Annotated in this window: 10 protein-coding genes, 1 tRNA gene and 1 other RNA gene; 7 read left to right on the top strand and 5 right to left on the bottom strand. The window is 32.4% G+C overall.

The annotated features are described in order from the left end of the window. Positions 1 to 33 precede the first annotated feature (33 nt). Positions 34 to 471 (top strand): MarR family transcriptional regulator, encoded by a 438-nt coding sequence (locus GKF99_RS06890; RefSeq protein WP_035109253.1) that lies wholly within the window; start codon positions 34 to 36, stop codon positions 469 to 471. Between the two features lie 9 nt (positions 472 to 480). After that, the gene (gene ftsH, locus GKF99_RS06885; protein WP_154272976.1) at positions 481 to 2,367 is read left to right on the top strand and encodes an ATP-dependent zinc metalloprotease FtsH; all 1,887 of its coding nucleotides are present in this window, start codon (positions 481 to 483) and stop codon (positions 2,365 to 2,367) included. A 59-nt stretch (positions 2,368 to 2,426) separates the two neighbouring features. Here ftsH and GKF99_RS06880 read toward each other — a convergent pair whose 3' ends face one another. The 4 genes from GKF99_RS06880 to GKF99_RS06865 form a co-directional block, all read right to left on the bottom strand. Then, on the bottom strand, positions 2,427 to 3,410 hold the full coding sequence (locus tag GKF99_RS06880) for a helix-turn-helix transcriptional regulator (RefSeq protein WP_154272975.1): 984 nt from the start codon (positions 3,408 to 3,410) through the stop codon (positions 2,427 to 2,429). 159 nt (positions 3,411 to 3,569) lie between these two features. After that, on the bottom strand, positions 3,570 to 4,352 hold the full coding sequence (locus GKF99_RS06875; RefSeq protein ID WP_154272974.1) for an Mrp/NBP35 family ATP-binding protein: 783 nt from the start codon (positions 4,350 to 4,352) through the stop codon (positions 3,570 to 3,572). Between the two features lie 47 nt (positions 4,353 to 4,399). Continuing rightward, entirely contained in the window at positions 4,400 to 6,589 is a 2,190-nt protein-coding gene (locus GKF99_RS06870) for an RNA degradosome polyphosphate kinase (protein ID WP_154272973.1), read from the bottom strand. Between the two features lies 1 nt (position 6,590). Further along, on the bottom strand, positions 6,591 to 7,490 hold the full coding sequence (locus GKF99_RS06865; RefSeq protein ID WP_154272972.1) for an ethanolamine ammonia-lyase reactivating factor EutA: 900 nt from the start codon (positions 7,488 to 7,490) through the stop codon (positions 6,591 to 6,593). Between the two features lie 189 nt (positions 7,491 to 7,679). Here GKF99_RS06865 and GKF99_RS06860 point away from each other — a divergent pair, with 189 nt between their 5' ends. The 3 genes from GKF99_RS06860 (at position 7,680) to ffs (ending at position 8,459) form a co-directional block, all read left to right on the top strand. Then, entirely contained in the window at positions 7,680 to 7,934 is a 255-nt protein-coding gene (locus GKF99_RS06860; protein ID WP_094206893.1) for a GlsB/YeaQ/YmgE family stress response membrane protein, read from the top strand. Between the two features lie 171 nt (positions 7,935 to 8,105). Continuing rightward, positions 8,106 to 8,196 (top strand) — tRNA-Ser (locus tag GKF99_RS06855). Further along, positions 8,196 to 8,459: signal recognition particle sRNA large type (ffs, locus tag GKF99_RS06850), an RNA gene on the top strand. The genes GKF99_RS06855 and ffs overlap by 1 nt, the downstream gene beginning before the upstream one ends. 252 nt (positions 8,460 to 8,711) lie before the next feature. Here ffs and GKF99_RS06845 read toward each other — a convergent pair. After that, positions 8,712 to 10,103, bottom strand: a complete 1,392-nt coding sequence (locus GKF99_RS06845; protein ID WP_154272971.1) for a sodium:alanine symporter family protein — start codon at positions 10,101 to 10,103, stop codon at positions 8,712 to 8,714. Between the two features lie 439 nt (positions 10,104 to 10,542). Between GKF99_RS06845 and trxB the strand changes: the two genes are divergently transcribed. Continuing rightward, entirely contained in the window at positions 10,543 to 11,475 is a 933-nt protein-coding gene (trxB, locus tag GKF99_RS06840) for a thioredoxin-disulfide reductase (RefSeq protein ID WP_094209517.1), read from the top strand. Positions 11,476 to 11,650: 175 nt separating this feature from the next. Further along, positions 11,651 to 12,127: a glycine/sarcosine/betaine reductase complex selenoprotein A gene (gene grdA, locus GKF99_RS06835; RefSeq protein ID WP_080545250.1), complete on the top strand. Its 477-nt coding sequence runs from the start codon at positions 11,651 to 11,653 to the stop codon at positions 12,125 to 12,127. Positions 12,128 to 12,270: the final 143 nt, after the last annotated feature.

Genomic DNA, 12,270 nt, shown 5'->3' with positions numbered 1-12,270 from the left:
ACATAATATTTTAAAAATTAAATGGAGGAAAATATGGATTACAATTTAATTAACACAGAATTGTCTCAATTGTTGAGAGAAACTTATCGTAAAACAGACGCTTTATTGGCACCAATTTCAGATAAATACGGATTAACTATTATGAAAGTTAAAACTTTATTTGAATTAGGCAAAAATGATGATTTGACTATCGGTGATATCGGAGTTTTAGTTGGTATGGCTGGTGGAAACATCTCTAACTTGTGTAAAGCATTAGAAAAAGAAGGATATGTTTCAAGAAAAAGATCTGAAAAAGATGAAAGAATTGTTACTGTTCGCTTGACAGAAAAAGGTAAGAAAATCATCAACAATATCGTTGAAGAAATTTCTGAAAAATACAAAAAACAAATTAAATTAACTAACGAAGAATACAATAGTATTATCAAAAGTTTGAATTTATTAAACGAAAAATTAAATGTTGAATTAATGTAGTGGCACAATATGAAAGAAAACAAGCAAAATAAGAAGAAGATAATAATTTATTATCTTATAGCTATAGTTCTTTATGCTGTGGTTGCCGGCTTGCTTTTCCCTACTTTTTCAAAAACAAAAGAAGAAGAAGTACCTTACAATAAATTTATCGAAATGCTCGATAAAGGAGAAGTTAAAGAGGTAAAAATATTAGACACTCATATCAATTTCAAAGCAAAAGATAAAAACAACGTCATTTACAAAGCGGGTTTGATTAGAGACGAAAAATTAGTCGATCGTTTATTGGAAAGCAAAGTCCAATTTTCAAGCGACATTCCTAGTAAATATGCACCACTTTTATCAATTTTCTTACAATTTGTCTTGCCATTTATAATAATATTTGGTTTCTTGCAATTAGCAATGAGCCAAGCTACTAAAAAAATGGGAGGCAATGCATTACAATTTGGTAAGAGCAATGCAAAAATTTACGTTGAAAGTCAAACTGGCAAGAAATTTACAGATGTTGCTGGTCAAGAAGAAGCTAAAGATGCTTTGTTGGAAGTTGTCGACTTCTTGCACGATCCAAAAAGATACAACGAAATTGGTGCAGTGTTGCCAAAGGGTGTTTTATTAGTTGGCCCTCCTGGAACCGGTAAGACTTTGCTTGCGCAAGCTGTTGCTGGTGAGGCAAAAGTTCCATTCTTTTCAATGAGTGGTTCAGAATTCGTTGAAATGTTTGTCGGATTAGGAGCTAGTAAAGTTCGTGATTTGTTCAAGCAAGCAGCAGAAAAAGCTCCTTGTATTGTATTCATCGACGAAATAGATGCTATCGGTAAGAGACGTGATACTGCTGGAATTTCTGGTAACGACGAAAGAGAACAAACTCTTAACCAATTATTAAATGAAATGGACGGTTTCAGTGGGAATTCAGGAGTTGTTATACTAGCTGCTACTAATAGACCTGAAATTTTAGATCCAGCACTTACTAGACCTGGTAGATTTGACAGACAAATTCCTGTTGAACTTCCAGATTTACAAGGACGTATCGATATTCTTAAAGTTCACGCACGTAAAATCAAAATCGAAAAAGATTTGGATTACAAGGCAGTCGCTTTGATGACAGCAGGTACAAGTGGTGCTCAATTGGCAAATATAGTAAATGAAGCTGCACTAAGAGCTGTTAGACTGGGAAGAAATATCGTAACGCAAGAAGATTTGATAGAATCTGTTGAAGTTGTAATAGCCGGTCAACAAAGAAAAGGCACAGTTATAACTCCAAAAGAAAAAGAACTTATAGCTTATCACGAAGTTGGACACGCATTAGTTGCTGCAATGCAATCACATTCCGCTCCAGTTACTAAGATTACAATTATTCCTAGAACAAGCGGTGCGTTGGGCTACACAATGCAAGTAGATCAAGAAGAAAAATTCCTCATGAACAAAGAAGAACTATTTAACATGATAGTTACATTAACAGGAGGAAGAAGTGCAGAAGAAGTTGTGTTTAACACAAGAACTACTGGAGCTTCAAATGATATAGAAAAAGCTACAAAAATTGCTCGTGCGATGGTCACTCAGTACGGTATGACTGACGAATTCGACATGATGAGTTTGGAAACTACAAACTCAAAATATCTTGGCGGTGGCAATACTTTAGCTGCAAGCGATCATAAAGCAGGTCAAATTGATAATAAAGTAGAATCTATAATCAAAGCTGCTCACGAAAAAGCTAGAAATATTTTAACTGAAAACATCGATAAACTTCACGAAATTTCAAAATTCTTGCTAGAAAAAGAAACTATCACAGGCGAAGAATTCATGGAAATTCTTAATCTTGAAGATGAAAAGAAACCTGAAATAGATGAAAACACAGTGAAAAAAGAAGAAGTCGATGATACTACAGTTAGCGATTTATAAAAACAAAAACATTCTCTATTTTGAGTTTACTCAACATTAGAGAATGTTTTTTTGATTTATTATTTCATTTTATTGTTGAAATGAGATTTTAAGATGAAATAAAATGCCGCAAATAAAACCGCTCCCGCTGCAAAAATCACCCAAGTGATTTCCCATCTGTTCGTATACAAACTAACTGCAAGATATACTGCTGTGATTATTAACCAGAAGGCTGTAATATATCCGCTCATCTTTTCTCTCAATTTTTTATTTTTCATAGTGTAATCTTCTACTTGAAGTAACATGTTATAACTTGATATCACAGAAAGCTTTTTGATTAAAATATTAGTAGCTACTGATACAATAATTAACAACAATATTACAGACGATAATTGCAATACTTCGCTTTCTGATATAGATACAAGTATGACAGGAATCACACATAATATATACATTATTATAGAAGCGGCTATTGCTTTATTATCTTTTTGTTCTCTTTCTTCCTTTTTCTTTTCAACTACTCCTTTTACGCCATATGATAAATTAAATGATTCTATTGAAATAAAGTCATATTTTTCAATCAAATTAGCCTTCACGATCAATTTATATACACCAAAAGCAATTGTAAGAAATAATACAACAATTCCTCCTATGACGAAAAAATCTTCGCTCTTAACATTTGTTGTTAACGCTATGATTTGAGATACCAAAACTGCAACAGGAGATATTATGAATAAGCTTATGCTCTCAGCAACGTTATTTGAATATTCTTCATATGCACTCATAAAATCATTAGCATCTTCTACAGTAATTGTCTTCTTAGCCTCCAACTCTTCGACAGTATCATCCGAATATTCAATATCATCAATTTCATCCTTTAATAAGTAGTCTGTTTTTACTCCAAAAACATCACTCAATTGAATAATCTTATTGATATCTGGAATTGAGTTTCCCATTTCCCATTTCGATACAGATTGCCTGCTAACGCCTAACTTTTCTGCCAACTCTTCTTGAGTCAAATTATTCTTTTTTCTAAGAAGAATTATCTTGTCACTTAATATCATTTCAAACCTCCTTGAATTTTTGTTAATTTAATTTTATGAAATCTTGCAGTTGATTGCTACAAACTTTGATTTGAAATTACGCAACCACCGGTTGCATTTTTGATATTTCTCTCATTTATGAAAAAAAAACTAGCCCCAAACGAGCTAGTTTAATAAGTTTTATAAAGTTTCTATTTTTTCTGTAATATTTTCCAAATAATTTATTTCAACTTCACTTATCTTTCCAGTTTCTGTTAATTTTGAAATCTCTGGATTAATTGGAAGTTTGCAAACTGTATCGATATTTTCTTCTTGTGCAATTTTATCAACAGTGCTTGTTCCGAAAACTTCGATGTGTTTTCCACAATCAGGGCATTCCAAGTAGCTCATATTTTCAACTACACCTATGACTTTTTTGCCCATCATTTTTGCCATGTGCAATGCTTTTTTTACAATTATTTCGACAAGTCCTGATGGAGACATCGCTACAACAATTCCTTTGATCGGAATTGATTGAAATACTGTCAATGGAACATCACCAGTTCCTGGTGGCATATCCACAAACAAATAATCTAAATCTCCCCAATTTACATCTTGATAAAATTGTTTAACAACGCCCGCGATTACAGGTCCTCTCCAAATTACTGCATCATCGTCTTTTGGAAGCATCAAATTCATTGAGATAACTTTGATTCCATTAGATGTCGTAACTGGGTTGATGTGACCCTCAGCGTCAGCTGTTGCCTTTTCAGTTAATCCAAAATATTTCGGAATAGATGGTCCTGTAATATCACCATCCATGATACCAACTTTATATCCTTTTTTTGCCATTTCGTTTGCCAATAGACAAGTAACAAGGCTTTTTCCTACTCCACCTTTACCACTTACTATTCCGACGATGTTTTTTATATTACTTCCTGTATTTGATTCGATCAAAAAATTAGGAACTTTTCTTTCTGTCATAATTTCACCCCATTAAAAATTATACCTAAATATTCTCACATAATTTATTAATGTGTCAAGTTTTTGAAGAAATTCTTAATTTTGTCGAACAAATTCATTCTTTTATTATCATTATTATCTTGGTTTATAGTATTATTGGATTTTGAGTTAATAACTCTGTTATCATCGTTAACTTCCGGTTGTTGTTTTACAGCATTTTCTTTTGCAATTTCTATCAATACTTCTTGAGCATTTTTATTATCAGTATTTTCAACTTTTGAGTATGATTTATCAGGATTTAATTTTCTGATTTTAGTATCATCAGCAAACATAATATCCATGAAATTCAATATTCTGCTCTTAATAAAATCATCGTAAATTGGAACTGCAACTTCCACTCTTTTTCTAATATTTCTAGTCATAAAATCTGCTGATGAAATGTATACTTTGCAATTTTCAGCCTTACCAAATTGATAAATTCTATGATGTTCCAAAAACCTTCCTACTACTTGATAAACATTGATGTTCTCAGTTTTATCTTTTATACCTGGAACCAAACAACAAATCCCTCTCACCATCAAATCAATCTTTACTCCTTTGCAAGAAGCCTTGGAAAGTTTGTCTATTAATTTTCTGTCTGAAATTGAATTCATTTTGATTCTAATATAACCATCATCTGAAAACTTAGCCTTTTCAATTTGTTCATCGATTAATTTATCAAGTCCAACCTGCATAGAATGAGGGCTAACCATCAAATGTTTGTACTCACCATTCAAATTCCCTAACAAAAAATTATCGAAAAGCGCCTTAGCATCTGCACCAATTTCATGTCTAGTTGTCATATACGAAAAATCCGTGTATAGTTTCGCTGTTTTTTCGTTATAATTTCCTGTACCAATTTGTGTGATATACGAAATCTTGTCATCTTTAATTTTAGTAATCAAACAAACCTTAGAATGACACTTGTAATGGTCAAATCCGTAAATAATTCTACAACCAGCATTTTCTAATCTAGATGACCACAAAATATTATTTTCTTCATCAAATCTCGCTCTCAATTCCATAAGAACCACAACTTCCTTGCCATTTTCGGCAGCTTTTATAAGAGCTTTAGTGATTTCAGAATTTTTTGCCAATCTGTAAATTGTTATCTTAATTGAAACTACTGACTCATCTTCAGCAGCTTCATTCAAAAGTCTTATAAATGGATCGATGGATTCATAAGGAAACGAAAGGAACAAATCTTTATCGTAAACTTGCTCGATAACCGATTTTTCTTTTGATATCATCGAAGAATCTTGTGGAGAAAATTCTTCATACGTATATTTTTGAATTACATCCTTTGGCATATCGTATACCAAATCAAACAAAAATCCACATCTCATCGGACTTTTTGTCACAAACATACGATGTTCTGTCAAATTTAAGTTTTTCAACAAAAATTCTTTAGTTTCATCATTTGGAAATTCGTTAATTTCAAGTCTTACAGGTCTCAATCTTTTTCTGAGTTTTATCATCTTTTTCATATATGATCTGTAATCATCATCAAATTCCAAATCCTCGTCATCGTATTCGATGTCTGCATTTCTAGTTACAGACAAAATGTATTTTGACTCACATTCGTAATTATCAAATATTTCTTGACCAAACTCTCTGATAACATCTTCAATAAGTACAACTCTTGTGTCAGATAATTTTACATATCTTTTAATTTTATCTGGAACTTGAATCAATCCCATAAATTGTTTCTTACTCTTAGACTGAGAAGTCAATTGAAACAATACTACAATTGCCAAATTAGGAATTTGAGGGAATGGATGAACCCTGTCTACTATTTGAAAGCTAAGAATAGGGGCAATCGTAGAATTGAAATAATAATACAATATCCTTTTTTCTCTATCATTGAGTTCATCTATTTTACAAATATTTACATTTTCTTTTTGTAAATCTTGTTTTAAATCTTCATAAACAGAATCTTTTTTCTCATATAACTTTTTAGATTCATCCATAATACAATCTAATTGCTCTTGTGCATTCATCAATGATTTATTGTCTATAACCTTCTTTTTCATATCATTGATATCAGTAAGACTACCCACTCTAACCATGAAAAACTCTTCAAAGTTAGTATCAAATATTGAGAAAAACTTCAATCTTTCAAATAATTCCACGTTCTTTTCTGATGCTTCTTCAAGAACTCTTTCGTTAAATTTCAACCACGATAGTTCCCTATTTTGCGTAAACGAAATATCGTACATTTTATCCCCTTCCTAAAATTTTATTATAAACAAAACCTTCCCTAACTCCAGTCATGCTAATTCTAATAATATCGGCATAAAAATATTTAGAAATTCTATACAAAATAATCATTCCTGGAATTAATGTGTGAACCCTATCCGCCTTTACCTTTAAAATAAGTTTCATTTTTTCTCTATCAGGCATACTCATGAGTGTATTAATCAATTTTTTTAGTCCATCCATAGTAATAATCACATTACCAGACTCTTTGTCATAAATTTCATTGTATAATTTGAGACAAGCACGAGCAGTTCCTCCGACCGCACACAAGATATCGTGTTGTACTCTGTTGAGATTATTAGAAGCAAGCATTAATTTGATATCATCTTCTAACAGTTTCTTCTCATCATTTGTCATGAACAAATTTTTTGAAAAATTATCGAAAGCTACAAGCGATCCGATATTTAAACTTGAAGTTCTAACAACTTTTCCTTGTTCGAAAACTACTATTTCGCTACTTCCTCCTCCTATATCAGTAAGAATTCCACTTTTTGAATCAATTCCCGCACCTAAAAAAGACAACTTTGCTTCTTCTTCTCCGCTAATCAACTCAATATCAATTCCAACCTCTGTCCTTACCCTTTCAATTATTTCACGTCTGTTAGAAGAATTTCTAATTGACGCCGTAGCAATTGCAAAGGTTTTTGAAATATCTTCGAAATTTGATATTAAATTCTTGAATTCATTTAATGTATTGATTAGTTTTTGAATGCCGTGCTCATTCATGACTCCTTTTTCAATGAACGATGCTAAAGATGCTGTGGACTTTTCATTAAAAAGATTTTTGACAGAATCTTTAATCACCTTATATACTGATAATCTTATTGTATTTGAACCTATATCTATGACTGCATAAATCATTAATAACACCTCTTTATTTAATTTTACTATATATTATCTGTTTTTCTAAGTGTTTTACAATAAATTATCAAATTGTTTACGTTAATTTTACAATTTTCCCAATTATTTTTACAATCTATGTTTAGAATTGCAAAACCGAGGGTATAAATTAAACTGTAAGAGATTATGACCAATAAGGAGGTATTATATATGGGAATTTTATCATGGATTATAGTAGGAGCATTAGCAGGATGGATAGGATCTAAAATAACTGGTAACGATGCAAGCATGGGAGCAGGTGCTAACATTCTTTGCGGTATTGTCGGAGCTACAATTGGTGGCTGGATAATGAGTATTATCGGAAAAAGCGGAGTAAATGGATTTAATATTTACAGCATCCTAGTTGCAATTTTAGGTTCAGTAATATTATTATCTATTATTAATGCTATTAAAAAGAGAAAATAAATTGAATTTTATGTAGTATGTCAACTAAGGCATACTACTTTTTTTGTTTCCTTTAATACGGTAATTATTATAATTATCTGCTTGATATTTGAAAATTCTTGTATTATTGTTAACTATGTAAAAATTTGACAAATGTTAATTATCATATTATAATTTAACAATACGATATCTGGAGAGTTGTCCGAGTTGGCCGAAGGAGCATGATTGGAAATCATGTAAACATTAACGTGTTTCAAGGGTTCAAATCCCTTACTCTCCGCCATGCACTAGATGGGGAATTAGCGATGCCCTGTAACCTGCAATCGCTACAGCAGGATCGAATTCCCGAGCGCGGGATTAAAAGTGTTGGTATGAACTTAAAAAGTGGTGTTGAGAAGTGGGTCTCACGCAACAGGAACCTGTGAACCTGGTCAGGATCGGAAGGTAGCAGCCATAAGCAGTTATTTCTGTGTGATGTGAGGGTGCCTATTTTGAGCTAACTATTAAGAATCGCCTCCGCTTTTTCTAACAGACTCGGGTGTGCTTACATATTTACCAGATTTATCTGGTAATTTTTTTTGCATTTTTTTAATATAATTCACTTTTAAATTTTCTTGTTTAACTTTCAAGTTTTTATTACTTACTTTTAAATTCCCATTTATTTTCTCATATTCCAGATCAAATTCTTATCATTTTACACAAAACAAACTACATTTATTCTTCAATAGAATTTTAGGAAAATAAAAAGCACCACTTTCGTGATGCTTTTTATCTCTTATAAATAAATCTTGACTTATTTTATAATGAACCTTCTTTACCATTTGTTTCATAATGTAAAGTCATATTCTTAACGTGTTTATGAAGCATAATGATAGCAATAATGTTTGGTATAACCATTAGTGAGTTTGTTAAGTCTGCTGTATTCCATACTAAGTCTACTTCTTGTAAAGAACCTGCAATGATACATAACAATACTAAAATTCTGTATGGCCACAAACCTTTTTGACCGAATAAGAATCTGATGTTTGTTTCACCGAAGTAATACCATCCAACTATTGTTGTAAATGCGAAGAATCCTAATGCAACAGCAAGTAGAATAGTTCCTTTTGTACCAAATGCTAATGTAAATGCTTTTTGAGTAACTAATGGTCCGTTTAATGATTTGTCAGTCCAAGCGCCTGTTACTAAAATCATAAGAGCTGTTACTGTACAAATAACTATAGTATCGATAAATACACCAACCATAGCTGTATAACCTTGCAATACAGGGTGAGCTACTTGGGCTGTAGCGTGAGCGTGTGGTGTAGAACCCATACCAGCTTCATTAGAGAACAATCCTCTACCAACACCCTTAGATGCTGCCATTTTAATTGTAATACCTAATGCACCACCTAGAGCTGCTTCTGGATTGAAAGCTGCTTCAAATATAAGTTTGAATGCTGGTACAATTTGGTCATGGAATTTAACCATCATTATAATTGCAGCTATTATATAAACTAATGCCATGAAAGGAACTACTAATTGAGCAAAGTTTGCAATTCTCTTAATACCACCAATGAATACTCCACCAGCTAATACTGCAACTACAATACCTACAATAATAGGATTAAGTTTACCACCAGTAGCTGCTACAACACTTGTTGCAATTGAGTTTGATTGAACTATGTTACCTACGAATCCTAATGCAATTACGATTAAAATCGCAAATGCTGTTGACATTACTTTTGCTAATCCAGGATGTTTTGGTCCAATACCATTTTTAATATAGTATGCAGGACCTCCGACGAAGTTGCCTTCATCGTCTTTTTCTCTAAATTTTTGTGCTAAAACTGCTTCGGCGTAGATTGTAGCCATACCTAGTATTGCTGCTAACCACATCCAGAATATTGCTCCTGGACCACCTGCCATGATAGCTGTTGCAACCCCTGCAACGTTTCCAGTACCTACTTGAGCTGCAATTGCTACTGCTAAAGCTTGGAAAGAAGATACTCCTTCATCTTCAGATTTCTTTTCTTTTGAGAAAACTCCTCCAAAAGTTTGTTTAAATGCTGCGCCTAATTTTCTAAATTGCACGCCTTTTGAATAGATTGTGTAGAATATACCGCAACCTAAAAGTGCAATCAATAAAATGTTGTTACTTAGAAAACTGTTGATGGCCACTATGGTATCGTTTAATGCTTTTTGATCCATAAAATTTCCTCCTTAAATTTTTTGAGATACTTGAAAACCTTTATTGTGATTATACTATGATACAACAAATCTTCTCTCAAATTTGCCTTTGTCAAGCATTTAACCTCTTATACCCTGGATTAAAAAATAAATTAATGCTTATGCTTGACTAAGTAATTCTAACCAAATCACTTATGAAAATCTTTTCATATCTCTTACTATTATTATACTATGTTTTTAGTAAAATGCAATAACTTTACTAAAATTTTTATTATTTTACAGATATTTATTGTTTTATTGTAAACTAAATGCTATATTACGCTAATACCTTAATTGTTACATTTTTGTTATAATTGTTTTTTTAATTCTAACTAAACGCTTAATAGTGATTTTTTTGACCTTTTGTGATATTATTATTTATAGAGTTCTTACTCTAAAAGAATTTAAGGAGTGAATTTACATGTATGATTTAATTATTATTGGTGCCGGTCCTGCTGGTTTATCAGCTGGTTTATACGCTGCACGTGCTAAAATGAACACATTGATAGTTGAAAAAGAAAAAACTGGTGGTCAAATCACTACTACTGATTCTATTGAAAACTATCCAGGTGGAATTGTTGGAGAATCTGGTCCAAGCTTAATCAAAAAAATGGCTGACCAAATCGACAACTTCGGTCTTGAAATTAGAAGAGCAGATGTTGTTGACGTTGATTTTTCTGACAAAGTAAAAAAACTTACATTAAAAAACGGAGATGTATTAGAAGCTAAAGCAGTTATTATAGCTACTGGTGCTGCTCCAAGAAAATTAGGATGCCCTGGTGAAAAAGAATTCACTGGTAAAGGTGTATCTTACTGTGCAACTTGTGATGCAGATTTCTTTACTGATTTAGAAGTATTCGTTGTTGGTAGTGGTAACTCTGCAGTTGAAGAAGCTACTTACTTAACAAAATTTGCTAGAAAAGTTACTCTATTAGTTAGAGGCGATCACTTAAAATGTGATAAAACTGCTGAAGACGAAGCAAAAGCTTGCGATAACTTATCTATGAGATTCAACACTTCTATTAAAGAAATCAAAGGTGAAGGAATCTTGGAATCAATCGTTATGGTTGACAAAGAATCAGGTAACGAAGAAGAATACCACTGTGACGAAGATGACGGAACAATGGGTGTATTCGTATTCGTAGGTACAATTCCTTACTCTGATGTATTCAAAGGTAAAATCGAATTAGATGAATACGGATATGTTTTAGCTGACGAAGAAATGCACACTAACGTTGAAGGCGTTTATGTAGCTGGTGATGTTAGACAAAAAACTCTACGTCAAGTAGTTACAGCTGCTGCAGACGGCGCTATCGCTGCTACTCAAGCTGAAAAATACGTAGATAAATTCTAATTTTCATTTATTGAGATTTTCTATAAAAGAATTGCAGATTTCCGCTGTGAAATTTGCAATTTTTTTTTATTATGATATTATAATGATGTCAACGAACGATAGGCGTTCGATTGTGGTAATTTCATTCTTCTTATTAGAATGAAAAGTATATTTTAAAATAAAGAAAGGATGTATTATGGGTTTTTTAGAAAATAAAAAAGTTATAATCATTGGAGACCGTGACGGAATTCCTGGTCTTGCAATTGAAACATGTGTAAACACAGTAGAAAATACAGAAGTAATTTTCTCAAGTACTGAATGCTTTGTCTGAACTAGCGCAGGAGCTATGGACTTAGAAAACCAAAAGAGAGTTAAAGACTTCGCTGAACAATACGGAGCTGAAAACGTAGTGGTTCTTCTAGGTGCCGCAGAAGCTGAAGCTGCAGGTCTTGCAGCTGAAACAGTAACAGCAGGTGACCCAACATTCGCAGGCCCATTAGCAGGCGTTGAACTTGGATTGTTAGTTTACCATGTTGTTGAAGAAGAATGTAAAGAACAATTTGATGCTGACGTTTATGATGAACAAGTTGGTATGATGGAAATGGTTCTTGACGTTGATGAAATCGCTGAAGAAATGAACGATATCAGAAGCGATTATTGTAAATTTTTATAAAATCTAACATTTCACTTAAAGTGAATATTCTTCTTATTATTATTTAAAAAGAAAACAGCCTTTAATTGACCTGAACCCCAAAATCCGGAATACGGATGGAGGGGTTTTTGTATGCCAAAATACACAAAAGAATTTAAAATTAA

Source organism: Finegoldia sp. BIOML-A2 (genome assembly GCF_009678315.1).
GTDB lineage: Bacteria > Bacillota > Clostridia > Tissierellales > Peptoniphilaceae > Finegoldia > Finegoldia magna.
The sequence above is the reverse complement of the archived record's forward strand: the minus strand, read 5'-3'. Positions and strand labels throughout refer to the sequence as shown.